The sequence below is a fragment of the Coraliomargarita sinensis genome (assembly GCF_003185655.1).
Taxonomy (GTDB): Bacteria; Verrucomicrobiota; Verrucomicrobiia; order Opitutales; family Coraliomargaritaceae; genus Coraliomargarita_B; species Coraliomargarita_B sinensis.
This window is the reverse complement of record NZ_QHJQ01000013.1, coordinates 1-26056: the sequence shown is the minus strand read 5'-3', so window position 1 is coordinate 26056 and position 26056 is coordinate 1. Positions and strand designations below refer to the sequence as shown.

The 26056-nt window shown below is 56.4% G+C and carries 19 protein-coding genes and 1 tRNA gene; 10 read left to right on the top strand and 10 right to left on the bottom strand.

What is annotated here, in order from left to right; genetic code table 11:
- Nucleotides 1-14 precede the first annotated feature (14 nt).
- On the top strand, nucleotides 15-1106 hold the full coding sequence (gene rlmN / locus DDZ13_RS13945; protein WP_110132076.1) for a dual-specificity RNA methyltransferase RlmN: 1092 nt from the start codon (nucleotides 15-17) through the stop codon (nucleotides 1104-1106).
- Nucleotides 1107-1137: 31 nt separating this feature from the next.
- Here the strand turns inward: rlmN and DDZ13_RS13940 are convergent, their stop codons facing one another.
- From DDZ13_RS13940 to DDZ13_RS13890, 10 genes are all read right to left on the bottom strand, one after another.
- Complete coding sequence (locus DDZ13_RS13940; protein WP_110132075.1) at nucleotides 1138-2199, bottom strand: 3-deoxy-7-phosphoheptulonate synthase; 1062 nt, start codon at nucleotides 2197-2199, stop codon at nucleotides 1138-1140.
- A 120-nt stretch (nucleotides 2200-2319) separates the two neighbouring features.
- Nucleotides 2320-3201, bottom strand: coding sequence for a CPBP family intramembrane glutamic endopeptidase (locus tag DDZ13_RS13935; protein ID WP_110132074.1), 882 nt, complete (start codon nucleotides 3199-3201; stop codon nucleotides 2320-2322).
- Between the two features lie 8 nt (nucleotides 3202-3209).
- Nucleotides 3210-4505 carry a dihydroorotase gene (locus DDZ13_RS13930; protein ID WP_199221138.1) on the bottom strand — a complete coding sequence of 432 codons (1296 nt, stop codon included), beginning with the start codon at nucleotides 4503-4505 and terminating at the stop codon, nucleotides 3210-3212.
- Between the two features lie 58 nt (nucleotides 4506-4563).
- Entirely contained in the window at nucleotides 4564-5520 is a 957-nt protein-coding gene (locus DDZ13_RS13925) for an aspartate carbamoyltransferase catalytic subunit (RefSeq protein WP_110132073.1), read from the bottom strand.
- 129 nt (nucleotides 5521-5649) lie between these two features.
- Nucleotides 5650-9300 carry an efflux RND transporter permease subunit gene (locus DDZ13_RS13920; RefSeq protein ID WP_110132072.1) on the bottom strand — a complete coding sequence of 1217 codons (3651 nt, stop codon included), beginning with the start codon at nucleotides 9298-9300 and terminating at the stop codon, nucleotides 5650-5652.
- Nucleotides 9301-9328: 28 nt separating this feature from the next.
- Complete coding sequence (locus DDZ13_RS13915; protein WP_110132071.1) at nucleotides 9329-9694, bottom strand: GxxExxY protein; 366 nt, start codon at nucleotides 9692-9694, stop codon at nucleotides 9329-9331.
- A gap of 181 nt (nucleotides 9695-9875) precedes the next feature.
- Complete coding sequence (locus tag DDZ13_RS13910) at nucleotides 9876-10619, bottom strand: MauE/DoxX family redox-associated membrane protein (RefSeq protein WP_199221137.1); 744 nt, start codon at nucleotides 10617-10619, stop codon at nucleotides 9876-9878.
- 136 nt (nucleotides 10620-10755) lie between these two features.
- Complete coding sequence (locus DDZ13_RS13905) at nucleotides 10756-12621, bottom strand: heavy metal-binding domain-containing protein (protein WP_110132070.1); 1866 nt, start codon at nucleotides 12619-12621, stop codon at nucleotides 10756-10758.
- A 26-nt stretch (nucleotides 12622-12647) separates the two neighbouring features.
- Nucleotides 12648-13997 carry a TolC family protein gene (locus DDZ13_RS13900; RefSeq protein WP_110132069.1) on the bottom strand — a complete coding sequence of 450 codons (1350 nt, stop codon included), beginning with the start codon at nucleotides 13995-13997 and terminating at the stop codon, nucleotides 12648-12650.
- Between the two features lie 584 nt (nucleotides 13998-14581).
- Nucleotides 14582-15283, bottom strand: coding sequence for a hypothetical protein (locus DDZ13_RS13890; protein WP_146209379.1), 702 nt, complete (start codon nucleotides 15281-15283; stop codon nucleotides 14582-14584).
- Between the two features lie 220 nt (nucleotides 15284-15503).
- Here DDZ13_RS13890 and DDZ13_RS13885 point away from each other — a divergent pair, with 220 nt between their 5' ends.
- The 9 genes from DDZ13_RS13885 to DDZ13_RS13845 all read left to right on the top strand — a co-directional run bounded on the left by DDZ13_RS13885 (nucleotide 15504) and on the right by DDZ13_RS13845 (nucleotide 25840).
- Nucleotides 15504-17573, top strand: a complete 2070-nt coding sequence (locus DDZ13_RS13885) for a heavy metal translocating P-type ATPase (RefSeq protein WP_110132066.1) — start codon at nucleotides 15504-15506, stop codon at nucleotides 17571-17573.
- A gap of 107 nt (nucleotides 17574-17680) precedes the next feature.
- Complete coding sequence (locus tag DDZ13_RS13880; RefSeq protein WP_110132065.1) at nucleotides 17681-18100, top strand: hypothetical protein; 420 nt, start codon at nucleotides 17681-17683, stop codon at nucleotides 18098-18100.
- 106 nt (nucleotides 18101-18206) lie between these two features.
- Complete coding sequence (locus DDZ13_RS13875) at nucleotides 18207-19472, top strand: TolC family protein (RefSeq protein WP_233246171.1); 1266 nt, start codon at nucleotides 18207-18209, stop codon at nucleotides 19470-19472.
- A 24-nt stretch (nucleotides 19473-19496) separates the two neighbouring features.
- Nucleotides 19497-20678: an efflux RND transporter periplasmic adaptor subunit gene (locus DDZ13_RS13870; RefSeq protein WP_110132063.1), complete on the top strand. Its 1182-nt coding sequence runs from the start codon at nucleotides 19497-19499 to the stop codon at nucleotides 20676-20678.
- Nucleotides 20679-20695: 17 nt separating this feature from the next.
- A complete protein-coding gene (locus DDZ13_RS13865) occupies nucleotides 20696-23860 on the top strand; it encodes an efflux RND transporter permease subunit (protein ID WP_110132062.1) in 3165 nt (1054 codons plus the stop codon).
- A gap of 6 nt (nucleotides 23861-23866) precedes the next feature.
- Nucleotides 23867-24784 carry a cation diffusion facilitator family transporter gene (locus tag DDZ13_RS13860; RefSeq protein ID WP_110132061.1) on the top strand — a complete coding sequence of 306 codons (918 nt, stop codon included), beginning with the start codon at nucleotides 23867-23869 and terminating at the stop codon, nucleotides 24782-24784.
- A 115-nt stretch (nucleotides 24785-24899) separates the two neighbouring features.
- Nucleotides 24900-25091, top strand: a complete 192-nt coding sequence (rpmI, locus tag DDZ13_RS13855) for a 50S ribosomal protein L35 (protein WP_110132060.1) — start codon at nucleotides 24900-24902, stop codon at nucleotides 25089-25091.
- A gap of 96 nt (nucleotides 25092-25187) precedes the next feature.
- Nucleotides 25188-25547: a 50S ribosomal protein L20 gene (rplT, locus tag DDZ13_RS13850; protein WP_110132059.1), complete on the top strand. Its 360-nt coding sequence runs from the start codon at nucleotides 25188-25190 to the stop codon at nucleotides 25545-25547.
- Nucleotides 25548-25754: 207 nt separating this feature from the next.
- A tRNA-Leu gene (locus DDZ13_RS13845) sits at nucleotides 25755-25840 on the top strand.
- The last annotated feature ends 216 nt before the right edge of the window (nucleotides 25841-26056 follow it).

The following is a 26056-nucleotide window of genomic DNA, read 5'->3' as shown; positions in this document are numbered from 1 at the left end:
GGCAACCACACAGGATGAAAGACGTATTAGAAGGCTGCACCTACGCGGATTTGGAGAAGCTCCTGGAGAAGTCGGGGGTCAATCCGGTTCATGCGCGCCCCGTTTTTAATGCAGTTCAACGTCGCTTGCTTCGAAGTGATATTACGTCTTTGGAGGGAATTTTGCCACCAGTGCGGAATTGGTTGGAGGGCGAGCGTGCCCCGGGATTCTGTGATATCCACGAAATCGACGCCACACCCAGCAGTGACGGATTCACTCAAAAGTATCTGCTTCGTCTGGGCGACAAGACCGAGGTCGAGTCGGTACGAATGGGTTTTCCGGGACGTTACACGGCCTGCCTGAGCAGTCAGGTTGGATGTGCCATGGGCTGTGTCTTTTGTGCGACAGGACAAATGGGTTTTTCCCGAAATTTGAGCGCGGGAGAAATCGTGGCACAGGCTCACCACGTCGAGCGGGCCCTGAGGGAAAGGCATGGCGAACGGCTCCGGAATATTGTAATGATGGGCATGGGTGAACCGATGGCCAACTTTGATGCCGTCATGGATGCCTTGGATGTTTTGACCGATACCCGTGGTCTCAATATCGGTCCGGCGAGAGTGGCGATCAGTACGGTCGGGCACATTCCCGGTATCCTCAAACTGGCGCGTCATCCCAAGCGTTACTCACTCGCGGTGAGCTTGCACGGAGCGGATGACGAGGAGAGAGGACAGTTAGTGCCCGTAAACAAAAAATGGCCTTTGTCTGATTTGTTGGAGGCCTGCCGGGAATATTCCGCGATTAAGCGGGCACGTGTTTTCTTTGCCTGGACCTTGATCGGTGGGGTCAATGACAGTCGCGAACATGCGCACAAGCTGGCCGGTCTTCTCAAGGGTATGGATGCGCACGTCAATTTGATCCCACTTAATCCGACGGACGGCTTCGAAGGCCAGGCCCCCAACGAAACAGACGTTCGTGCATTTCAACAAATTATTCAGGAATCCGGCTTACCCAGCACCGTGCGTCAGCGACGCGGTATCGATGTGGCCGCCGGTTGCGGTCAGTTGAAAGCAGTACGAAAGCCGCGTGCGGTGTTGGAGTCCCGCCTCTCCAAGCATCGTAGCTCGTAGAGCGAAGTTGGTTTAGGCGGTTCGTGTCGGACTAGGCATTTCGCCGCTGCTGGACGGCCTCCGCCAGCTCCCCGAGAATTACCTCGGTCGCTTCAAAATCGATACAGCCGTCGGTGATGCTTTGCCCGTAGGTATTATTGCCCTTCGGGTCGTAGTCCTGCCGGCCGGCCACGAGGTGACTCTCCAGCATTAATCCGGCAATACCGCGCTGGCCGGATGCAATTTGTCCGGCCAGGTTTCGGGCGACTTCGCCTTGCCGGGTGTAGTCTTTGTTGCTGTTGCCATGGCTGCAGTCGACGATCAGGTGCGGCGGAAGGTCGTGGTTTTGAAGCAGTTCAATCACCTGTCCGATGTCTTTGGCTTCATAGTTCGGGCCGGTCCGGCTGCCTCCGCGCAGGATGACGTGCGCGTCCGTATTTCCGGTGGTTTGAAAAATCGCGGTCACGCCTTGTTTTGTTACCGAGGGGAACCAGTGAGGCTGGCGCGCCGAGCGCACGGCATCGATCGCCATCTGCACATTGCCGCCGGTGCCGTTTTTAAATCCGACCGGCATGGAAAGTCCGGAGGCCAGTTCGCGGTGTACCTGGCTCTCGGTGGTGCGGGCACCAATGGCCGACCAGGAAATGGCGTCAGCAATGAATTGGGGGATGATGGTGTCGAGAAATTCGGCGCCCGTGGGCAAGCCCAGCTCACAAATATCCAGCAACAGTTTTCGTCCGTAGCGGAGTCCCGTGTTGATCTCGAAACTTCCGTCCAGGTAGGGGTCGTTGATCAGTCCTTTCCAGCCGACCACCGTGCGTGGCTTTTCGAAGTAGACCCGCATGATGATTTGGAGATCGTTTTTGTATTTTTCATGCAGCGGCTGCAGCCGGCTGGCATATTCCTGTGCGGCGCCGGGGTCGTGGATCGAGCAGGGGCCGACGATGACGCAGAGGCGATCATCCTTACCTGAAAGAATGGCAGCGCTCTCAGCCCGTCCACGGTCCGTTACCTCGCGGGCTTTTTCGCTGAGCGGGAGCTCTTCAATCAGGATGGCCGGGGGCAGCAGCGGGCGGCTGTCGCCAATGCGGAGGTTGTCGTGTGAGTCAGTCATTCGGCAGTGTTTTTAATTTATCGCTGAGTGGGTCATTTCCGGAATCCGGTTAACAGATGTAGCTCATGTTCGCACAGGTTGAACCCTCTGTTTTCAGAAACAAAACAGTTCAAACATCTTCTAGTAACTTTGAGGTATGTTGTCAGACATTCCGGTAATAAAGAGCATGCACAGGCTGAATGCATTGAAAAAAGCGTGGAACCATATGGCGACAGCCAAGCTTCCGGTTTTTTCATAAACCCGGGCAAGCAGAACGCCGACGATAACCAGGGGGACGAACGAGAGCAGATTGCCATGCATCAGAGCAAAAATAGCCCCCGACATCACCTGAGCACCGAGCATGGTGGTCTTACTTTTCAGGAAGCGGTAAATACAACCACGGAAGATGACTTCTTCGACCACCGGAGCGACGACAACCGCCATGAAAACGAGCAAGACTACGGCGAGCAAGTCACCACCGCTCTGGAAAAGTGTGACCAATTCCTGCGGCTCGAATTCATCGATCATCCCTGCTCGTTCCAGTGCGCCCAAAATACTGGACCAGATCAATGTGGCGATCCAGATGACCGGCAGGAACATGACAAACAATGGCAGTGCTTTCTTGAAAGATTCTACCAGAGGGTATTCCACATTGCTGATGCGGTCTGCGTATCGCCCCGGGTAAAAGCGCCTGGCGAGGTAGAAGACGGCAAACATCGGCCCCTGTAGTAAAAAAACTGATACGACGGCCAGCCAGGGGGTCAATTCCGGCACGCCCATGCCCGGTTCCAGTAAAAGGGCCAGTCCGATATTTTGAGCGAGAACGACCGCAAACACCATTGCGATGAGGAAAATACCGAAATTCACCCAGCCAATCGACCAGGAGGCGACACCTATGTCCGGACGAACCAAATCCCGCGGCCGTTGAACCTGACGAATCCAGAGCACCGCACTACTGATGAGTACTGCGAGAATTAGAAGTGATGCGATAACGATGGGCGCATCGAGTGTCGGGGAGTCCATGTCTTTCCTTATGCCGAGATAGAAGTCCCGTCATAGACCTGTGTGCCGGCGACAAAGGTCGACTTCACTTTTCCTTTGAGCGTTTGTCCTTCCCAGGGGCAATTGCGGGACTTGCTGAAAAATTGCTTCGGATCGACCGTCCATTCCTCGTCGGGATCGAACAGGCAGATGTCGGCATCCGCACCGGCGCTGAGCGTGCCGGCATCCAGCTTACAGAGTTCGGCGCCCTTGTGCGTCATCAGGGCAATCACTTCGCTCAGGGAAAGCCGGCCGCTATGATAAAGCGTGCCCAAGCTGCTCGCGAGGGAGTTCTCCAACCCGATGATGCCAAACGGAGCGGTATCGAATTCGCGGTCCTTTTCGTCGGGGCTATGGGGCGCGTGATCCGTGGCAATGCAGGCCAGGGTACCGTCGCAAAGGCCTTCGATCAGGGCCTCCTTGTCCGCATCGGTCCGCAGGGGCGGGTTCATCTTGTAAACCGTGTTGTAGTCTTTCAGATCGGCATCCGTAAACTCGATATGGTGTGGGCTTGCTTCGCCGCTCACGGAGATCCCGCGCGCAATCGCGCGTCGCAGGATATCGACCGAGTTGGCCGAGCTCACGTGTTGCATGTGGATATGGGCACCCGTGAGTTCTGCCAGAATCACATTTCGGGCGACGATGATATCTTCAGCAGCTTTGGGCCATCCGCGCAGCCCTAGTCGCAGAGACCACTCGCCCTCATTCATGACCGCACCCTGCGTGAGGCTGGCATCCTGGCAGTGGTCCATGATCGGCAGATCCAGCATTTTGGCATATTCGACTGCCCGGCGCATAATCTCATTGCTTTGCACGCATTTGCCATCGTCCGTCACCGCGACAACACCCGCTTTTTTCAACTGTCCGGTGGGGGCGAGTTGTTCGCCATCCATCCCAATCGTCAGGCAACCGGTCGGGTAGATATTGATGATCGATTCGCGTGCGACCTTGTCCATGATTCGCTGGATGGTGCCGGCATTGTCACAGACGGGGCTGGTGTTCGGCATGCAGACCACGGTGGTGAAGCCGCCTGCGGCCGCGGATCGTGAACCACTGGCGATATCCTCTTTGTGCGTCTGGCCGGGGTCACGGAAGTGCACATGGATATCGACAAGTCCGGGAGCGACCACCAGTCCATTGGCATCGATTTTGGTTGCGGCCTTTTTCTGGGTGTCATCGAGCTGCTCCACCAGCACGCCATCCACGGAGTAGAGGTCCCCGGTTTCGTCGCGTTTGTTGGCGGGATCAATAATTCGGCCGCCTGTAATCCAAAGAATTTCGTTCATAAGAAATAGTAAATCCGGTTTTTCAGTCCTTCAGTATTCAGTTATCACCCCTCTGTCCTTACGGCAGCTCAATGGATTTCCCGTTGTGAGCGCAATAGCAGAGATGCAGCACCGCCATGCGGACGACGATGCCGTTTGTGACTTGTTGGAGCACCACGGACTGCTCGGAGTCAGCCAGTTCGGAGTCGATCTCCACGCCACGGTTGATCGGGCCGGGGTGCATGATAATCGCACCCAGTTTCAGCCACTTGGCACGTTGTTTATTCAACCCGAAGGTGCTGGTGTATTCTCCGATGGAAGGGAAGTGGGTCGCAGTCTGGCGTTCGTGCTGAATGCGCAGCAGCATGACGGCGTCGGCATCTTCCAGCGCTTCCTGTAAATCGTGGCAGACGTGGACTCCGAGCGCTTCAAATTCTTTGGGCACGAGGGTGCTGGGACCGGCGATCGTGACTTCGGCGCCGAGTTTTTGCAGGCACCAGATATTGGAGCGGGCCACCCGGCTGAAAAGGATGTCCCCGAGTATGGTGATTCTCTTACCCTCCAGGCTGCCGAACTTTTCCAGAAGCGTAAAGGAGTCCAGCAGTGCCTGCGTGGGATGGGCGTGGGAGCCGTCGCCGCCGTTGATGACCGGAATGTCGACGACCTTACTTAAATAATTGGGCGCGCCGGAAGCGGAGTGGCGCATAATGATCATATCGGCCTTAAGCGCTTCCATGTTGCGGGCCGTATCGCGCAGGGTTTCGCCCTTGGTCAGGCTGCTGGCTCCGCCTGTGACCGTGATCGTATCGGCGCTGAGCCGGCTGGCCGCCACTTCGAAGGCGAGGCGGGTACGTGTACTGGGCTCGAGGAAAAGGTTCACGACGGTACGCCCCTCGAGGTAGGGCTGCTTCTTGTCATCGGCCTCCATCGCGCGCTTAAACGCGGTGGCGGCAGTGAAAATCGTTTCAATCTCGTCGCGCGACAGGTGCTCGACGTCGATCAGATCTTTCCGGTTCCAGGCTAGGCTTTGGCTCATCAGGGAATAATACGTGCTCCGATGACGGAAGTTGAAGCGTGTCTCTGAAAGGGCAACGAGATTTTGCGGGAAATTCTGTGCAAGCTGGGGCTCGCGGTAAAACTGCCTGTCCCGTCTCCGGTACCATTGCTAGCTTTTCCGGGATCTTAGATGATGCACGATTTCGGCCCAGCCACAATAGAGTACGGGAACCACGAGAACCGTCAGAACGGCCAGAAGCATCCCGCCGAATGAGGGGATGGCCATGGGAACCATAATATCAGCGCCGCGCCCGGCGGAGGTGAGAACCGGCAGCAGTGCGAGAATGGTTGTGGCGCTGGTCATCATGGCCGGTCTGACGCGCCGTTCGCCGGCGGCCACCGTTGCGGCCCGGATCGACTCGATCGATTCGGGCTCACGATCGCGAAAGACCTGTTGCAGGTAGGTGCAGACGATCACGCCGTTGTCGGTGGCGATCCCGAAGAGAGCGAGGAAGCCAACCCAAACCGCAACGCTGAGATTGATCGTGCCCATTTGAAAGAGCTCCCGCAGGTTGTGGCCGGACAGGCTGACGTCCATGAACCAGGGCTGGGCGTAAAGCCAGATCAGGATAAAGCCTCCGGACCAGGCAAAGGCGATGCCGGAAAAGACCATCAGGGTCTCGCTGACCCGTTTGAACTGGAAGTAAAGAATCAGCCAGATCAGGAAGAGTGCGAGAGGCAGGACGACGCGGAGGCGCTTTTCGGCGCGGACCTGGTTCTCGTAGCTACCGGTAAACTGATAGCTGACGCCGCCCGGGATATCGAGTTCGCCGCGGTCGATTTTTTCCTGCAGGAATTTCTGGGCCTGCTCGACCACTTCGACTTCGGCAAAGCCGTCGCGTTTGTCGAAGATGACGTAGCCGACGAGGAAGGTGTTCTCACTTTTGATCACCTGCGGGCCGCGCTCGTATTGAATCGTGGCAAGCTCACGAATCGGGATCTGGGTGCCGTCGGGCGCGGCGACAAGGATGTTCTCAATTGATTCGATGGAATCGCGCAGCTCACGCATGTACCGTACGCGGACGGGGTAGCGCTCGCGGCCCTCCACGGTTTGAGTGATCGGTTTGCCCCCGACGGCCACCTCGATCACGTCTTGTACCGTCCTGATCTTGATCCCGTAACGGGCGATGGCATCCCGATCGATATCAATTTCCAGGTAAGGTTTACCGACGATCCGGTCAGCCAGGACTGCATCACTTTTGATCGAGGGCACTTGCTTGAGGTAGGCTTCGATATCCAATGCGACTTGTTCCAGGGTTTCCAAGTCCGGTCCGAAGACCTTGAGGCCCATGGGCGCACGCATGCCACTCTGCAACATGACAATACGTGCGGCGATAGGCTGCAGCTTGGGCGCCGATGTTGTCCCCGGAATGGTCGCCGCGTCGACGATGGCCTCCCAGATGTCGTCCGGGGTTTCGATTTCGTCGCGCCACTGACGGTAGGGGCGGCCGTCGTCGTCCGGAATAAGCTCGCCTGCCTCGTCCCGTTTGAATTGTTCGGTAGCGCTATTGTAAGCGAAAGTAAGAATGTGGCCGTCCTCGTCCGTCTTATATTCGGACTTATAGGTGATGATGGTTTCAATCATCGAGATCGGCGCGGGATCCAGCGGACTTTCGACGCGGCCGATTTTCCCGACAGCACTTTCGATTTCGGGGATGGCATTGATCGCCATGTCCTGTTTGCTCAGGACGTCCATCGCTTCACCAATCGAGGCGTGTGGCATGGTGGTGGGCATGAGCAGGTAGGAACCCTCGTCGAGGTCAGGCATGAATTCCTTGCCAAGCCCCGGCACCGTGTGGGCCATCGTGCTGTAGGTGTCGGACTTTTTGATCGATTCAGGCAGCCAGCCAAAGAGAGTGTTCCAGCCCAGCCACACGGTAAAACCGAAGAGCAGGATCATCGCGGAAAAGCCGAGAAAGATGGTTTTGAAGCGCAAGAGCCAGCCGAGGATCCGTGCGTAGAAATGGATGAAGAGATAGAATAAGCCGAGTAATCCACCGATCGTCAAAACAACAAAGAGGATGTTTTTAAGGATGAATTCCGGACCGAGGGGCCGCCAGTCCTTGGCCAGGAAAACGGCGGTGAGGAGGGCCACAAAGAGGCACAAAAAGACACGAAAATATTTTCTAAAAAAGCGCCACCATTTATTGTCAGGACTCGTTTTGTTTTGCCTTTTTTTGCGCCGTTCTGTGGCCAAAAGCCAGTGCGCCAGTGGCGGGATTACGGTCAGCGCTACCACGATGGAGCCGATCAGGGCGAAGGTCTTGGTGTAGGCCAGCGGGGTAAATAGTTTTCCTTCGGCGCCCTGCATGGTGAAGACGGGCAGGAAGCTGATTACCGTGGTCAGCACGGCTGTAACCACGGCACCGCCCACTTCCGAGCAGGCCCGATAGACGACCTCGAGCCGGTTTTCCTCCGGCGGTGCCTCATCCAAATGTTTAAGGATATTTTCAACCAGAACCACGCCCATATCCACAATCGTGCCGATGGCGATCGCGATGCCGGAGAGGGCGACGACATTGGCGTCTACGCCGAAGAGCTTCATTCCGATGAAGGAGAAGAGCACGGCCAGCGGGAGTACTCCCGAGATCAGGGCCGCGCTGCGGAGGTGCAGCACCATGAGGACCACAACGATGATCGAGACGAGGATCTGCTGACTGACGGCATCTTCCAGCGTGCCCAGAGTTTCGTAGATCAAACCGGTTCGGTCGTAAAAGGGCACGATTTCAACCTGGCTCACCGTACCGTCTTCCAGCTTCTTTTTGGGCAGGCCGGGGGAGATCTCCTTGATTTTTTCTTTCACCCGCTGGATCACGGCCAGGGGGTTCTCCCCGTAGCGGGTAACGACTACGCCTCCGACTGCCTCAGCTCCGGCCTTGTCCAGGGCGCCGCGTCGTAGCGCCGGACCGAAATTGATGGAGGCGACCTGTTCGAGGGTGATCGGCACATTGTCGCGCTGGGTGATGACGCTCTTTCGCAGATCATCGAGATCCTCGATGAAACCAAGGCCGCGGATAACATATTCCACCGAGTTGATCTCGATGGTGCGTGCGCCCACATCAAGGTTGCTACCCCGTACCGCGTCAAAGACCTCGTGCAGCGCGATGTCGTACGTGCGGAGTGCATCCGGTTCGACGTCGACCTGGTATTCCTTAACAAATCCGCCGATTGACGCGACTTCAGCCACGCCTTCGACGCCCTGCAGGGCGTAGCGCACATACCAGTCTTGACTGCTGCGCAGCTCGTCGAGGTCCCAACCGCCGGTGGGCTCTCCCCGGGAATCCATCCCTTCCAGCGTATACCAGAAAACCTGCCCGAGCGCGGTGGCGTCTGGGCCGAGTTGCGGGGAAACGCCCTGGGGGAGGGTGCCCGAGGGCAGGCTGTTCAGTTTCTCCAGGATGCGGCTGCGCGTCCAATAGAACTCGGCATCCTCCCTGAAAATAATATAAATCGAGGAGAAGCCGAACATGGAGTAGCTTCGTACCGTCTTTACTTGCGGCAAACCGAGCAGGGCCGTCGTCAGGGGGTAGGTGATCTGGTCCTCGATGTCTTGGGGGGAGCGTCCGGTCCATTCGGTGAAAACAATCTGCTGATTTTCGCCGATGTCCGGGATCGCATCGACCGGAACAGGATCGCGCGGAAGCCATCTGGACTCCCAATCGAAGGGCGCGACGGCGGAGCCCCAAATGATGAGCCCGACCGTGAATAAAATCACGACCAGTTTGTTCTCGAGGCAGAAGCGTATGAGGGAATTGATCATGGGTGGAGAACCACAGAACGCACAAAAGTCACAGAATATATTTTTTTACTTCGAACTTAGCTGCTCCAAAATTCATGAGCATGCCATGCTTGATTTGAGATGTTTTCAAATAGGAGAGGACCTGCGCCGAGTGATTCTCATTCAAATTCTTGAGTGCCTTCAGTTCCACGATGACTGAGTTCTCGACAAAAAGATCTGCGAAATATTCTCCAACTACATTACCGTCTTCGTCGATGACGTTGAGAGGGTGTTGCTGACGAACTTTTAGCCCCTTCTTTCTCAAGCGATTGGCCAACGAATTCTCGTATACCTTTTCGAGGTAACCATTTTTAAAGTAAACATGAGTTTCGTATCCGGTTTGTCGGATGGTATCGATGAGTTTTTGGGTATTCATTTTTGTTTTATGCGTATGTGGTGCTTTATGTATTTGGGCTGATGAAATGGGCAGTGCCGAAAGTTGGATGTAGATTTGTTTTAACCACAGAAGTCACAAAAAGCACAAAAACTGATTCGGCACTTTGTCTTATAGTCGGTTGCCTGGCCTTTTGTGCCTTCTGTGGTTAGATTCATATTAGTCATGTAGCTGCCTTGATCATCATCCAGATCGCCATGGCCATCATGCCGAGGTTCTCGGAGAGGGAAATGAAGCCGAGCGGGACATCGCTCCCGCCGCCCACGCAGGCACATTTCAAGTCGCGCTTTTCAATATAAACGGCTTTGATGATGGAGACCGCGCCGATGGTGGTGGCGATCAGTATGATGGGGGCGATGACCCAGGTCAGGAGTCCGGCGATCATGAGTATCCCGCCGACCGTTTCGATATAGGCATAGACGGCTGCATAGGGCACGTAGCGCTGCGCCAGCAGGTCGTATTGCACAAAACCGTTTTCATAGGACTGGATGTCGCGCAGTTTTTGGATGCCGAGCGCGCACATGGTGAAGGCGATGAAGAGCTCGATGATCCGCACCGGCTCGAGCGCGCCTAGGCTGGCCCAGGTGGTGGTTAGCGCCATGCCCAAGGTTACGGCGAAGATCGCGATTACGGGCTGGTAGGTTTCCCCTTCCTTGGGGTCCGGCCCGAGGCCGAGATGCTCGCGCAGTTCATCGATCCCGCCGATGTGTTCGTCTTCGATCCAGATTTGCGGGGTTTCATCGACATTGTGCTTCTCTTTGAAGGCCTTGTCCTCGTCCATGGTGCTGAGGTGATGGTCCTCAACCTCATAGCCGTGACGCTTCAGCAGGTCCTTACCCTTGATGCCCCAGGGGCAGAGGTGGTCGGGCGTGACCATGCGGTAGATGGTTGCTTTCTTTTTTTTCATAACATTTCTCTTTCGTTATCCTGTTTTAATTCAGCCACAAAGGGGTCCAAAGAAGACTGAAGCGGAGTTCTGGTTTGCTTTTCTTTTTGTGTCTTCTCGTGCTGTTTTGTGGCCATGGGATTTCCTTTTAAGTCGATCAGTGATTGTGCTCTTGGTGGGTTTCAGGCTTTTCGTGGATGCGCTCCTTGATCTCTCCGCACCTAAGCATGGATGCACCGAAGTAAGGATTGTTGAGAGGCTCGGATGTTTGGAGCCAATCGGCGCCGCGATCATCGTAGACCATCGGGCAATGCATGATCATGAGATTCTCGGGCACCAGCGAGGGGTTCTCGCGTGAGACGGCGATGATTGCATCGGAAAGGCTTTCGAAATGCGGGCGCCGAATGCTCTCCAGATCCCCGGCGTTCATCATCTTATGAATGAGTTCCGCCGCCGGACCCTCATGTCCGGTGACTTTCATCATTGCTTTCAGCGCCTGCTTTGAGGTGTCGAGCTCGTCGGCTGCCAGGGCTTTTTGCAGTTTTAGATAATCGGGCAATAGCTTCTGTAGTTCCTCCTTGGATACAGTGACCGCGGGCGGGGGAGCATCTTCCGACTCCGCATCCGATTGACCGTTCGCCGCTTCCTCCGGGTTCATCATGCTCGGTTTGGCCTGGATCTGCAGGGCGCTGTCGATCTTGAAGGCTCCCTGGGTGACGACGCGCTCTCCGGCCTCCAAGCCCGAAGCGACGAGATAGACATCTCCGGCCCGTGGTCCCAGCGTGATTTCCCGACCCTCATAGGTAGGCCGTTGCGTATCGGGCTTTTGCACATAGACTACCGCACGCTTCCCGGTGCGCAAAACAGCGGATGCAGGCACTACCAAGGGGGCGGGTTCACTTTCGTTGTCAACGTAGCCCAATTCTTCGGCCGGGACCAAATCCATCCCGCAGACATCACATTGGCCGGGATGATCCTTGACCACTTCCGGGTGCATGGGGCTGATCCACTTGCCGGCAAATTCGGGGGCATAAACTTTGCCGTCTTCGGCCAGTCGCGAGGCCACCACGGCGCGGACAAACATGCCCGGTTTGAGCCGCTGGTCCCCGTTCGGGACATTCACTCGTATCGGAACGGTGCGGGTCTTCCGGTCGACTTCGGGTTCGATAAAGACGATTTGCCCGTGAAAGGTCTCCCCCGGGAAGGATTCGACGTTAAAGCTCACATCCTGTCCGAAACGTAACCAGGGCAGGTCGGATTCGTAGGCATCCAGTTCGGCCCAGAGCACGCTCAGGTCGACGATTCGAAAGAGCGGTTCGCCCGTTTTGACGTAGTCGCCCTCTTTGACGTGCTTCTCTACCACGACTCCCCCGATCGGGGCTTTTAGTACGAAGTGATCCTTGGCTTCGCCGCTTTCGATGATCGCTTCGATTTGCGAGGGAAGAAGGTCCCAAAGCCGAAGCTTCTCGCGTGCGGCCCGAGTGATTGAGCCGTTGGGGTCGGCGCGGTGAGCGCTGAGGAGTTCCCGTTGTGCAGTGAGCAGCTCAGGGCTGTAGACTTTCGCGAGGTGTTCGCCTTTGTTCACACGTATGCCGGTGAAGTTAACGAAAAGCTCGTCGATCCGGGCAGGGAATCGTGCAGAGAGTGATTTTACCTTGGTCTCATCGTAGTCAAGCTTGCCGACGAGTCGTATTTCCGCCTCGGGATAAGACTGCACGATTTCGGTGGTCTGAATGTCGGCCAAAGCGCGCGAGGCTTCGCTCATGCTCATTTCTCTCGGGCCGCTCGACTCGTCGCCTTCTTCCTCGAGGGGGATCAGGTCCATCCCGCAAATCGGACAGTCGCCGGGTTCGGGCTGTTGGATTTGCGGGTGCATGGAGCAGGTCCAGGTCTGGGGCGAAGAGCTAGGCGCCTGGGGCCTGGAGTCGGAGCCCCCGGGCGCGGGACTGGAGGTGGTCATGCGTCCGACCAAGAAGGCGAGCGCGGCGATACCGACTGCGGATAAAATGAGTTTCGTTTTCATCGTCTGAATTCTGATTGGAAGTAAATTTATTCTTTGGGTGGAACTGCTTCTGTTGCGCGTCCAATTACCCTAAGCCCCGTGCCCCTGGCTCCTTGCCCCGCCAAGGTCCGGATGGTGATGCGCTGTTGCCAGGCGTCGGCCGCGGCGCGCCAGTAGAGGAGTTGCAGATCGAGTAGGGAGCGCTCGCTGTCGATGACTTCAAGGATGCCGGTACGGCCGCCCTCATAGCTGGTGCGACTGTTTTTGACCGCTTGTTCCGCCAGTCCGAGCAGTTCGTTGCCGTAAAGTTCAAGTCGGCGGGTTGCGTCCTGCATTCGAGCAAGGCTGGCGCTCAGTAACGCCCGCAGTTCGTTCCAGCGATGGTCCAGTTTACTTTCAACGGCCCGTTTGTCGGCAAGCGCTTCCGCCTTGGCGGCATTGTATTTCGGATACCAAATCGGGATATTGATTGCGATGCTGACACCCCAGGGGTCCTGTCCGGCATCGGGTGTCATCGGGTTGACAGACGGATCATCGATCTGGATGTAGTTCAGGCCAAGTGTGACATCGGGATACGCTTCGAGGCGCGCGATTTCGTGGCGGGCCTGAGCACTGGCAACCTGACGTTCGATCATTTGCAGTTCCGGATTGTTGGTCCGGATGTCGGTGACCAGGGAGTCCCGGTCCGGCAAGCTTCCGTCGGGCGCCTCCCAATCCGGACTGGGGAGAGAATCCGCTTCGGGCATCGCCAGCAGTTCGCCGAGTTTGGCGGATTGAGCGACCTTCTTTTGTTTCAAGGTCTGTAAGCGGTCGTCAACTTTGCCAATCTCTACTTTCAGCCGCAGCAGTGCGTTCAGATCCGCGCCGCCCTTAACCTTGGCCTCGACGATGGGCTCGAGCTTTTGCAACAGATCGCGGTTCTCCCGGCTCAGCCGGATGGCCTGTTCAAGATAGCCGTATTCGTAATAGGCGACCGAGACCGCGCGGGCCAGTTTGAGCTGCTGGTCCTGGTAGGCAAACCACAGCGCTTCCGCTTCCAGAGAGGCCGCTTCTTTTCGACGGCTCAACTTGCCGAACCAGGGCAGCGTCTGGCTGAGGGTAATGACGTTTTCCTGCGGGCCGGTACGGGTTTGTACCGACTCAACAAAATGGGTGATTTGCAGCTTCGGATCAGGTAAGGAGGCGGCCTGCGGGATGCGCTGCATCGCAGCCTGGTAGCGCTGTTCAAATGCGGTCAGCTGCGGATTTTCCGCGAATGCCCGCTCGAGAAAATCTTCGAGGCTTTTAAGCTTCGCAGGTTCACTTGAGTGTGTCGTGGTAGGGGCGACCAATAGGAATAAGACCACCGCCAGCACGGCAAACGAGGATCGGAACTTTGTGAAGGTAAAATGTGTCATGGATCATGAGTTCAAGAGTGCAAAGAGGGAAACCTCCCTGAAAGGTGCGGAACAGCCGCACTTCGATTCTTCCCCTGGACTCGCCGGGAGAAGGTGGCTCTTGATGAATCAGATCCGGTAGACGCAATATAACTCCATCCGCCCGGGCGGGCTGGTAAGAAGGGCCACTTCAGGCGAACCGAATGGTGACAAATTGTTGGTCGGGCGATCCGTTTTGAAGCCGAATTGATGGATAAGCGCGACAAGGACTGGAGCGTAATTAGTGCTGGTTTGCTCAGCATTAATGTCCTTCTGAGTCACCTGCTGATGCGATTTGTAGGACTGGTGCGGACAATCCTCTTTGTCCGAGTTGTGTGCCGGAGCGGATGGTTCATTCTTCGGGGACTCACAGCAATTTTGGGTCAAATGTCCCGTGTCCCCGGAGAACATATTTAGAGTGCCCGAGATACAGCAGCAAAAGGGATTCATGATCGAAACGATCAATAACAACTGTAGGGGCTTAAGAAGCACAAATAGAAAGCTAGCGAAACGAACTGGCAAAATCAACTTTTAAACGAGGTTGCCGATTTGAGGAAAGCGACCGCTCAGGTTGATGGAGCACTTAGGCGCAGGTCGAAATTGTAATCCGTGAGTATTTCAAAAGCCCGCTGGCTGTGGTCGATCAGCTTGCCGAGGTTGCGCAGGGTCAGAAGGGAAAAACGTACCGACCAGGCATCGACCTCAATCTGGAGATCGAGGTCCCTGAGCTTCAGTTCAAAGGCGCTGGCATCGGGTTCGTAGCTCAGGCAGTCGGTCAGGTCGTCGTTGGCCTCAATCGCATCAATCTTGTCCTCGACTTGGATGGGAGCAGGGAAGTTCACCACCAGATAATCGCAATGCGCGTTGAAGCAGGCATGCAAGCCGGTGTCCATGGCAATGGCCTCGTTATGCAGTTTTAACAGTTCAGTGGTAAGCTGGTAATATTTCGCCTCGCTCTCATCCTGATCGATTCGAATCTGCGCATCAAAGTCCGGGGTCTTAATCCAGGCTTCGCCGTCCTCGCAGGTGTAATCAAACTCCCGCCGTTTATAGCCAAAGGTGGATCGGATGTCGCGATATAGGTCATCGGCCAGGGTTTTGACATCCTCCTGTCCGGCGCGGCGCACGAACGAGCGGGTTGCGTCATTTACGCTGTCCGGCACGGTGTGGTGCTTCTGAAAACCCTTGAGTTTCCGAATGCGCCCCACCACGCATCCGGAAATGCGGCTGCTCGGTGTCGAAGCGGAATGTTGAGGGGAGGGCGCCATCGAGTGAATAAATAGAAAACTCCCCGTTGCAGCGTCGATGATGAAAAGAGCCAATGCCGGGAAAAGTGTGAGTCCGGAGATCTTCGAATCTGTTTATAAGCTCAGATTAGTGAGGCTTTAAATGGCCATTTAGTTGAGAACTATGCGTGCTTTAAGAATGGATTTAGCTTCCCTGAGCCCCTAAGATGCAAACAATGTCTTAAGATGGCGGGAATAGACCATGAGTGAGATCACGAACAGGGATGCTCCTTTCTGTTTACAGGAAGATTGTCCCCGCTACGAAGAATGCCCCCGCCGCAAGGCGCGTGGCTGTCGTAACTGTCCCATTGAGGTGACCAGTGGGCGCGTTCGGCGGGTATTACAATGGTCGACGCTGAGCAGCGAGCGGAAGGAATTGATTCTCATGGTCGTTGCTGCAGTGACACTTGCTGCTGGTGGACTGGCGAACTCGCTGGGGTGGAACGGCGTTGCCATCGTCGCTTACACACTGACCTATCTTTCGGGGGGCTGGTATGGTGCGCTCAACGGCTTACAGTCCCTGCGTGAGCGAAAGCTCGATGTGGATTTGCTGATGGTCTTGGCCGCCCTGGGTGCGGCGGTAGTGGGTGCGCCCTTTGAGGGGGGCATGTTACTCTTTCTCTTTTCCCTTTCCAACGTTTTGCAAAACCACGCATTGAGTCGCTCGCGTTCGGCGATTCGCTCACTCATGAAGCTGCGTCCGACGGAAGTACGTTGCGAAGTGGACGGCGAGACGCGGATGATCGGTCTGGACGACGTCACGGTCGGCACGGTGGTTCGTCTCCGGCCCGGCGATCGGGTGGCCCTGGATGGTGAAGTGCTGGAGGGTGAGAGCTCTATTGACGAATCTTCGCTTAGCGGGGAATCCATGCCCGTTTTCAAGACCGAAGGTAACGATATTTTTGCCGGTACCATCAACCAACATGGCAGTTTGAGCTACCGTGTGACCAAACCTGCCGGGCAGTCCACACTCGACCGGATCATTACTCTGGTGGAAGAGGCACAGGAGGAGAAGGCACAAACCCAGCGTTTTCTGGAAAGGGCCGAAGGTTACTATGCGGGCTTTGTGATCTTATTCACGCTCGGGCTGATTCTCGTGCCGCCGCTTTTTTGGGCTGCTGAGTTTTCGTCCAGTTTCTATCGCGCCATGACGATTCTCGTCGTAGCCTCGCCCTGTGCGCTGGTCATCAGTACGCCGGCAGCCTTTTGGGCGGCGATCGCGGGTGCGGCGCGGCGCGGTGTACTTTTCAAGGGTGGGGTGCACCTCGAGCAACTTGCTTCGGTCGATACGGTGGCTCTGGATAAAACCGGCACGCTGACGACGGGTCAGCCCGTGGTGACGAATGTTTTTTTAAACTCTACATCCATAAGTCCTGATAGAGGCCGGCAACAGACCAATTGGAAGCTCCTGCAAATGGCAGCATCGGTTGAGGCGCACTCCGAGCACCCCATTGCCCGTGCCATCGAAAAATCGGCTATGGATGAAGGCTGTGACTTGCAGCCTATCGAAGGCTTTCAATCCCATCCCGGTAAAGGAGCGGAGGCCTCGGTCGCAGGGGCGCGGATTCTGGTCGGCAGCCCGAGCCTGTTTCGGGACCGGGGTGGTGTGCTGAATGACAAACAGAGAGCGGCGATTGATGAACTGCTTTCCGAGGGGAAGACGGTGGTGCTTGTGGCTGAAATCGCACCGGACGGTCCGCTGCATCGCCTGCTCGGTTGGATCGCTGTCGCCGACCAGATCAGGGAAGATGCGACCGCGATGGTCGGGCAATTGCGACGTCTCGGCATTCGCCGGATCGTTATGTTGACCGGTGACAATACGCGCGTGGCCCAGCAGGTGGCCCGGCAAGCCGGAATTGACGAAGTGGCGGCCGAGTTGCTTCCCGAAGCAAAGCTTGAAAAGATCAAGGAGTTGTCAGAGCAGGGTGTTGTTGCCATGGTCGGTGACGGAGTGAACGATGTACCCGCCCTGGCCAGGGCCCATGTCGGGATCGCCATGGGGGCGGCGGGCACTGATGTGGCGATGGAGACCGCCGATGTCGTGCTGATGAGCAGTCGTTTGTCGCACCTGGTGCACGCTTTCGCGCTTGCGCGCAAAAGCCGCGTAGTGGTGACGCAGAATCTGAGTTTCGCGCTCGGAGTAATTCTGGTGCTGGCCAGCGTCGCACTGTTCGGGCATATGCCGCTGCCGCTTGGGGTGGTGGGGCACGAGGGGTCAACTGTCCTGGTCTGTCTGAATGGCCTGCGTCTCCTTGGATTCAAGACGAACTAAGTGCCGGGCGGTCATGTTGGGAGGGTAAGCGTCACCGCACAGTTATGAATCAGTAAATTGGAATTTTTCTTTGCTTCGACTGTCTTATTGAGTACCGCTAACCGTTCATGCGCGCATCTCTCGCAGTCATTTTGGCTCTGCTTTTCGTCTGGAATTCGCTTCTGGGTGCCATGGGCGAGCTTGTGCTCTGCCTGCATACTGACGGGGAGACACATGTTGAGATTGCAGGTAAGGAAGCGCCTGAGCATGAGACGTGTTGTGATCATTCAGAAATCTCAATTGTCCCGATCGATTGTCCGCCATGCACGGATTTGACCCTGGAATCGGTTGATCTGGAATCGATTCGTCCCAATGAGTTTGAATCTATCCCTGTTGAGATCTCGGCTCTGTTCTCAGAATCGGATATCTGTGCCGAGCCCAAGCTGCGTGACTGCTTGGGTCACGCACTGGCACATCCGACCAGAGGACCGCCGGATGTGGAACCTGCCTCTGAATTGATCCGCCGCGTCGTTGTGCTGCGGCTTTGAAGATCCTGATAAGTAAATCGTAACAGCGCTTTCATACTAAACGCGCTGTTGGGATGCACTGGGCATGTGCCCGGTGACCATCGACGCACTTATTCAGGATCTTTTTATGTATTACTTTCAGAAATCCATACAGGTATTATTCATTCTATTACTTCCTTTGGGAAGCCTCCCTGCCAAAGCCGCAAACGAAACCGGTGATGATGCGCTTACGTTTACCCAGGCGCTGCAGCGGGCGATGACTGCCGACCCGCGGCTCGAATTAAATACGATCTTAGCCGAGGCCTCGGACGGCCAAGTCGAACAGGCCAAGCTTCGACCGAATCCGGTCATTGGCACCGAGGTGGAAAACTTTCTCGGTACCGGGCCTTTGCGTGGTGTGCAGGGGCTGGAAGTCACCCTTGGCGTCAGCCAGGTGATCGAAACGGCAGAAAAACGCCGACGGCGGACCGAGTTGGCTGCAGCCGAAAGGTCACTAGTCGACTGGGAGCGGGAAATGCTCGTCGCTCGTATCGAGACTTCCGTTCGCTCCGCTTTTATCGACGTGCTCCTCGCTCAGCAGATGCTAGGGCTCCGGGAGGAACAACTCGATCTGGCCAAACGAAGCGCGGCCGAAACCGCTCGGCTTGTGGATGCGGCCCGCTCACCCAAAGTCGAGCAAACCCGGGCGGAGCTTTCGGTTCGCCGACAAGCGTTTGCCAAGCAACAGGCCGAGCGCGAATATGCCGCTGCGAAGTCCGTGTTGGCCAGCTTTTGGACCGATTCGGCACCCCGCGATTTTGTAGTCGCAGGCGAAGTGGCGCTCGATTCAGCAACGCCGGAATTTTCCCAACTGGCTGCGAAGCTCAGTAACACGGCTGCCGTGGCCCGCTATTCTGCCGTCGAGGAAAGCCGGAAGGCTGCGCTCGACCTGGAGCGGGCGCGTGCCACTCCGGATGTCGAAATCTTTGCCGGCGGACGTTATTTCAACGAGGAAGAAGGGGAGGCCGCCTTCCTTGTGGGGGTGGAAGTGCCCTGGCCGGTCTTTGATAAAAACCAGGGGAACATCCACACGGCCCGCGCAAAACTTCGCGCCGTCGGTCTCGAGCGTCAGGCTACCCACCGCGAGCTGATGATGGCGCTCAATCGAGCCTACCAACAACGGATCAGTGCTCAGGCGGAAGCCGACGCCATTCAGTCCGAACTGCTGGCGGCAGCTGAGGCCACGCTCCGTGATACCGAAGAAGGCTACGAGCGCGGTCAATTTCAACAACTCGCCGTTCTGGACAGTCGGAGTGCACTCTTCGAAGTGCGCGAGGCTTATCTGGAAGCCTTGCGTCGTTATGCAGCAGCGCAGGCTGAAATCGAAGCACTGACCCGACCGGCAAAACTTTAACTTAACCAAACAAAACTTTATAAAATGAACGATTCATCCCATTCAATTCAAACGCTGACGCGGCCCCGCCCATGGCTGGTCGCACTTGTCGCAGTCACTTTGATGACTGCTACCTACGGGCAGGACGACCACGATGCGCATGATCATTCCGATCACGGCAACCATGTTGAAGCAGCGGAACAGGACGGTGCGCATGCAGACCACGAAGGCCACCATGAGGGAGAGGCACATACCTCAGCAGAGCATTCTGAACAGAACGGGCATGATCATGCCCAAGAGGCGGAGCATGACGAACATGACGAGCACGCTGAGCACGAAGAAGAGGACCATGAAGGGCACGACGATCACGAGGGCCACGGGCATGACGAGCATGAGGAAGGAGTGGTTTCGATAAGCGCTGATGTTCTGCGGGAATTTAATATAATACTCGCCGCAGCTGCGTCGGGTGTTCTTCACGAGGAAGTCATCCTCCCGGGTGAAATAGAGTTCAACCGCGAGCAACTGGCTCATGTCACTCCGCGCTATGCCGGAACGGTGACTGGAATTAAAGCACGTCTCGCAGATAAGGTGAAGAAAGGAGAGGTCCTTGCCACTCTGGAAAGTACGGAAACCCTTCGCCCCTTCGAATTGAAAGCACCCTTTGACGGGACGATCGTCGCTTACGACATCACGCCCGGTGAAACCGTGGAAGCGGGGAGCGCATTATTCGCGCTGGCCGACCTCTCATCGGTCTGGGCTGATCTTCGTATTTACCAGCGCGATCTGTCGAAAGTCCGGAAAGGTCAGCGCGTGGTCATCGTCAACGGACATGAGGGGCCCCGGTTTACCGGAACGATCACTTACATTGCCCCGACTATTGATAAGCATACGCGGACGGGCCTGGCCCGCATCGTCGTCGACAACGAGGGCGGGGAATGGCGGCCCGGGCAATTCGTCAAGGGCAGTATCTCCATAGACGAGCACCGCGCGCCGGTCGTCATCCCGCGAACTGCCGTGCTGACGCATGAGGGCAGCACCGTCGTTTTTGTGCTCACGGAGGAGGGCTTTGAGCCGCGCCCCGTCGCGCTCGGTAAAAGTGATGCCACGTCCTACGAAGTCTTGAGCGGGCTAGAGCCGGGGCAGACCTATGTTTCACGCAACGCGATTTCACTGAAGGCGGAAATGAATAAGGGTTCCTTCGGTGGGCACGCCGGACACGTCCACTAAGCGTAAAGGAGATAACGATGTTTGAAAAAATAATTGATCTTGCGCTGCGCAACAAGCTGGTGGTCGTGCTCTTGACGGCCGCCGTGATCGCGGGCGGTTACTGGAGTTATAAAAAACTTCCGGTCGATGCCTTTCCCGACGTTTCGCCGGCACTCGTTCAGGTGTTTACCGTGACCTCGGGTCTCGGCCCGGAGGAGGTGGAAAAGTTCGTCACCTTTCCGGTCGAGGCGGCCATGAGCGGTCTGCCCAAGGTCGAAGAGATTCGTTCGGTTTCCAATTTTGGTCTCTCCGTGGTCAGTGTTTATTTCGAAGAAGGCACCGACATCTATTTTGCGCGGCAGGTGGTGGGTGAGCGACTGTCCGAGGCCCGCGAGGCGATTCCCGAAGGCTTTGGCGAGCCCGAGATGGGGCCGATCTCCACCGGTCAGGGCTTGGTCCTCTACTACAACCTGATTGATACGACAGGCGAATACAGCCTCGAGGAGCTGCGGACCTTTCAGGACTGGATTGTGAAATACAACCTGCAGACCGTGCCCGGTGTGACCGAGGTGCTGGGAATCGGCGGCTTTGTGAAACAGTTCCAGGTCAACATCGATCCGGATGCTTTGTTGCGCTATAATATTCCGCTGCATGAAGTGATCGAGCGCATTGAAGCCAATAACCAGAATGTCGGTGGTCAGTTTATCGAACGCAACGGTGAGATGTATATCGTTCGCTCGGAAGGACTGGCCCGCGATATACGCGACCTCCAGCGCATCGTCATCACTCACGAGGACGGCACTCCGGTTTACCTCGAGGATGTCGCCCAGGTGGAAATCGGCGGGGAAATACGTCAGGGGCTGCAGACCCGGAACGGAGAGGAAGAAGTCGTCTCGGGCATGGTGATCAAACTCTACGGCACCAATTCCTCGACGGTAATCGAGGCGGTGGAAGCCAAGCTGGCTGAGATCGAGAAGGCGCTGCCCGAAGGTGTGGTGATCGACCCTTACTATCAGCAAAAGCGACTGGTCGAATCTTCGGTCAATACCGTGACCACGGCACTGCTCCAGGGGATCGGACTCGTCGTGTTGATCCTTTTGATCTTCATCGGCGGCTTCCGGCCGAGTCTGGTGGTTTCGCTGGCGATTCCCTTTTCCGTGCTCTTTGCCACTACTGCCATGTACTACTTCGGCATCTCGGCCAACTTAATGTCGCTGGGCGGTTTGGCTATCGCCATCGGCATGATGGTGGACGGCACCATCGTAATGGTGGAAAACTCCGACCGCCTCTTGTGGAACTCGGATCCGGGGGAGTCGAAACTCCACGTGATTCTGAGGGCCTGCGAGGAGGTGGCCAAGCCGATCACCTTTGCCATCCTGATTGTGGTGCTGGTTTTTATTCCGCTCTTCACCTTACGAGGGGTCGAGGGCAATATGTTTCGACCATTGGCCTTCACGGTTTCCTTGGCGATGTTTGGGTCGTTGATCTACGCCTTGATCGGCGCGCCGGTTTATACGGCGCTCTTTATGCGGAAACCGAAGGCGGTTCGCTCATTGAATGTCCAATCTGCGTCGGACTCAGCGGTCGATGCGCCCGCAAGCGGGCACGCTACGGAGAAGAATCGTGAAATCTGGATCGTTCGTTGTCTCGTAGCGATCTATCGACCGCTCGTTTCTCTCTTTGTCCGCTTCCGTTTCCTGGCTATCGTGCTTGCAGTGGCTATGCTGGCTGTCGGTGCCTGGGTTTTTCCCAAGCTCGGCTCGGAATTCACCCCGCGCCTGATGGAGGGTGATGTCATCGCCAATCTCTCGATGGCACCGTCGGTCTCGCTGGAGGAAACCAAGCGCAACTCCATGATCGCGGAAAAGCGCCTTTTGGAAATCCCGGAGATCGAGCAGGCCATCTCCCGCATCGGTCGTGGGGAAGTCGGGGCCCATGCCGACCCGATTAACAGCGTCCATATGATGGTCGTTCTCAAGCCGAAGAATGAATGGCGCAAGGATTTTACCCAAGTCGATATCGAAAACGCGATGCGGGAGGCACTGGCCGGCATGCCTGGCGTGCAGGTGAATATTACTCAGCCCATTCAACTCAGTGTCGACGAACTGATCGGTGGCTCCAAAGCGCAACTCGCGATCAAGCTCTTTGGCGATGACCTTGATGTGCTGAAAGCGCAGGGCGATGCCATCGCCGCCGTCGTCGGTGAGATCGAAGGCGCGGCCGACGTGCAGACCGGGCAGGTCATCGGTTCGCCCCAGATTGTGGTGCGTCCAAACCGCGAAGCAATCGCCCGGCACGGCTTAAATTTGGCTGAAGTGCAGGAACTGATTGAGGCGGCTGTCGGCGGCGTTGGGGCCGGTCAAATCTACGAAGGCGTGCAGCGCTATGATATTTATGTCCGCTATCGTGAAGAAGCCCGTGATACGGTGGACGATCTGCGCCACCTGATTGTCCAGACCGAAGAGGGGGCGTACCTGCCCCTGGATGAAGTGGCTACAATCAAGGAGATCGTCGGGCCGCGCCAGATCATCCGGGAAAACAATCAGCGTTATCTGGAGATCCAGGCCAACGTGGTCGGGCGCGACATCGGCGGCTTTGTCGAAGAAGCCCAGGCCGCAATCGATGCGGAACTTACGCTGCCGCCCGGCTACCTGATCTCATGGGGTGGGCAATACGAACTTCAGCAGGAAGCCAACGCCCGTCTTGCCATCGTTGTACCGGTGACTTTAGCGCTGATTGCGCTGCTGATCTATATGAGCTTCGGATCAATTAAAAACACCGTCCTTATCCTCCTGAACATTCCGCTGGCTCTGGTGGGTGGGGTCGTCGGCCTCTGGCTCGCGGGCGAAAACCTTTCCGTGCCCTCCAGTATTGGGTTTATCGCGCTCTTCGGGATCGCCTTGGGGAACGGCATGGTGCTGATCACCTACCTGAACCAGCTCTACCTCGGCGGTAAAACGATCAATGAAACCAGTGTTGAAGGCGCCTGTTTACGCGTGCGACCGGTTCTGATGACGGCTGGCACGACCCTGCTCGGTCTCTTGCCGCTGCTGCTGGCGACCGGAACCGGCAGTGAAGTGCAACGTCCCCTCGCTGTGGTGGTGGTCGGCGGGCTGGTTTCCTCGACCATCCTGACCCTGTTGGTGCTGCCCGCCCTCTATAAGTGGTTTGCCATCAATCCTCAGCGACTGGAACATGTCTAGTTAACCATGGCTCACGATCACCATCATTCGCACGGCACTGAAGACGTCAGTGATGGGGTGCTTCTGTGGAGCGTGATCATCAACTTTGGATTATCCATATTCGAATTCATAGCCGGTGCGGTATCGGGCAGCGTTGCCCTGATGGCAGACGCCCTGCACAATACAAATGACGCAGCGGCCTTGCTGATTGCTTACGTGGCCCGAAAAATTTCTCGAAAAGGAGCGGATGAGGCCTTCACTTTCGGTTACCGGCGGGCGGAGTTGATCGGTGCCATGATCCAACTCACCGCGCTCATCCTGGTGGGGCTGTATTTGATTTATGAGGCGGCGGGCCGTTTTGTTTCCCCCGAACCGTTGCTGGGCTTGTGGATTATGGCTGCGGCCGGGATCGCGCTGTTGGTCGACATGGTGACAGCCTGGCTGCTCTGGGCCATGTCGAAGGGAAGCCTGAACGTGAAAGCCGCCTTCCTCCACAACCTGACCGATGCCGCGGCTTCGCTGGCCGTGCTGGTGGGCGGGGCCACGATTTACTGGCTGGGCTGGAGCTGGGTGGACCCCGTTCTCACGCTCATCATTGCCGGCTACATCCTGTATATGTCTTTCGGTATGCTTCGGAAAACCTCCAGGATTCTGATGCAGGGCACGCCGCCCGAGCTGTCCCTGCGCGAAGTCGCCGACGCGATCGAAGCCATCGAAGGCGTCGGGAACGCGCATCACCTGCATGTCTGGGAACTCGACGAGCATCATCGTGCGTTGGAAGCGCATGTTGTCATGACGGTTGCGGTTACGGACCAATCGGACTTGCGGCAGCGAATAAAAAAGGTCTTGAAGGAACGCTTTGATATCGGGCACAGTACGCTCGAAATCGAGGGGCCGGACAGCAACCAGCATTGTTCCAACCAGGGCTTGCTTCATTCTCATTAAATTCTTGGGGCTTTTTATTTGGGATTTTTGCCACCAGTCATGCTCAAATTTCTCGCTTTTCCCCTTTACAAGCAGGGCCGTTCGCTATGTTTTCCTCCTCTTTTCCACATTTCTCATGCAGAAAACACGCAAATCCATCGCCAAACGTTTCAAGAAGACAGGTACCGGGAAGCTCCTGCGCCGTACGCCGGGCCACCGCCACCTCCTTCGCAACAAAAGCGTGAAGCAGCGCCGCCGTGCCGGTAGTAGCAAGCTCGTCGCTGACGGGCAGGCCGCCGACCTCAAGCGCGCTATGCCTTACGCATAACGACTACATCGAACGTTTGATCACATTAACTCACGCTCGTCGGGTAACATGAAAATGGGCGACCCGGCAGCGACCTAAACGAGAGAGACACACAACATGCCTAGAGCCACCAATGGTCCCGCGACCCTCGCACGTCGCAAAAAAGTTCTGAAAAAAGCCAGAGGCTATTTCGGAAATAAATCCCGCCTCTTCCGCTACGCGAAAGACGCCGTCGATCGCGCTGAAGTTTACGCTTACCGCGACCGCCGCAAAAAGAAGTCCGAGTTCCGTCAACTCTGGATCGTACGTATCAACGCCGCATGCCGCCAACAAGGCATCAACTACAGTCGTTTCATGCGGGGCATGAAAGCAGCCGGTATCGAAATGGACCGCAAACAGCTCTCCGAGTTGGCGATTCACGACGAAGCCGCTTTCAGCGCCCTCGTGGAAAAAGCCAAGGAAGCTAACGCAGCTTAAACGGACGCGTATTCGAATTTTCAAAAAGCCGGCTCGAAAGAGTCGGCTTTTTTTACGTCCCATGCGCACGACTGAGCCAAAATGGAGTCAGGACAATTCGGTCGTATTACTGTCAAGTAGTCAGGACCTCCTCGACGAAGTTGATTATTATTCGGGCCTGCACTTGACAGAGAGGCCTCCGCGACTTTTTCTCTCGGCTTCGATTTTGCTCAGGTGGTGGAACGGCAGACACGCCACGTTCAGGTCGTGGTGCCCTTACGGGCGTGAGGGTTCAAATCCCTCCCTGAGCACCACGCTTCGCTCTTCGAGCTACGCGTGGCACGGCCACGTGAAGATTGAAGTTCAGCGAAGCGTGGGGTCTAGGGTCTACACCAAAGTTTGGGGGGTCTACACCAAAGTTTGGGGACCGGAGCATTTCCTTTCTATTTTCTTGGTTCATATTTAACCGCACTGGGCGATGACTCTGAGTCGGTAGTTATCAAAGTTTTTGAAGCCGTATGCGCGTCTTT

Bases quoted from the DNA above. Each gene is read 5' to 3' on its own strand.
- rlmN (WP_110132076.1), top strand. From the start codon at position 15: ATGAAAGACGTATTAGAAGGCTGCACCTACGCGGATTTGGAGAAGCTC.
- DDZ13_RS13940 (WP_110132075.1), bottom strand. From the start codon at position 2,199: ATGACTGACTCACACGACAACCTCCGCATTGGCGACAGCCGCCCGCTG.
- DDZ13_RS13935 (WP_110132074.1), bottom strand. From the start codon at position 3,201: ATGGACTCCCCGACACTCGATGCGCCCATCGTTATCGCATCACTTCTA.
- DDZ13_RS13930 (WP_199221138.1), bottom strand. From the start codon at position 4,505: ATGAACGAAATTCTTTGGATTACAGGCGGCCGAATTATTGATCCCGCC.
- DDZ13_RS13925 (WP_110132073.1), bottom strand. From the start codon at position 5,520: ATGAGCCAAAGCCTAGCCTGGAACCGGAAAGATCTGATCGACGTCGAG.
- DDZ13_RS13920 (WP_110132072.1), bottom strand. From the start codon at position 9,300: ATGATCAATTCCCTCATACGCTTCTGCCTCGAGAACAAACTGGTCGTG.
- DDZ13_RS13915 (WP_110132071.1), bottom strand. From the start codon at position 9,694: ATGAATACCCAAAAACTCATCGATACCATCCGACAAACCGGATACGAA.
- DDZ13_RS13910 (WP_199221137.1), bottom strand. From the start codon at position 10,619: ATGAAAAAAAAGAAAGCAACCATCTACCGCATGGTCACGCCCGACCAC.
- DDZ13_RS13905 (WP_110132070.1), bottom strand. From the start codon at position 12,621: ATGAAAACGAAACTCATTTTATCCGCAGTCGGTATCGCCGCGCTCGCC.
- DDZ13_RS13900 (WP_110132069.1), bottom strand. From the start codon at position 13,997: ATGACACATTTTACCTTCACAAAGTTCCGATCCTCGTTTGCCGTGCTG.
- DDZ13_RS13890 (WP_146209379.1), bottom strand. From the start codon at position 15,283: ATGGCGCCCTCCCCTCAACATTCCGCTTCGACACCGAGCAGCCGCATT.
- DDZ13_RS13885 (WP_110132066.1), top strand. From the start codon at position 15,504: ATGAGTGAGATCACGAACAGGGATGCTCCTTTCTGTTTACAGGAAGAT.
- DDZ13_RS13880 (WP_110132065.1), top strand. From the start codon at position 17,681: ATGCGCGCATCTCTCGCAGTCATTTTGGCTCTGCTTTTCGTCTGGAAT.
- DDZ13_RS13875 (WP_233246171.1), top strand. From the start codon at position 18,207: ATGTATTACTTTCAGAAATCCATACAGGTATTATTCATTCTATTACTT.
- DDZ13_RS13870 (WP_110132063.1), top strand. From the start codon at position 19,497: ATGAACGATTCATCCCATTCAATTCAAACGCTGACGCGGCCCCGCCCA.
- DDZ13_RS13865 (WP_110132062.1), top strand. From the start codon at position 20,696: ATGTTTGAAAAAATAATTGATCTTGCGCTGCGCAACAAGCTGGTGGTC.
- DDZ13_RS13860 (WP_110132061.1), top strand. From the start codon at position 23,867: ATGGCTCACGATCACCATCATTCGCACGGCACTGAAGACGTCAGTGAT.
- rpmI (WP_110132060.1), top strand. From the start codon at position 24,900: ATGCAGAAAACACGCAAATCCATCGCCAAACGTTTCAAGAAGACAGGT.
- rplT (WP_110132059.1), top strand. From the start codon at position 25,188: ATGCCTAGAGCCACCAATGGTCCCGCGACCCTCGCACGTCGCAAAAAA.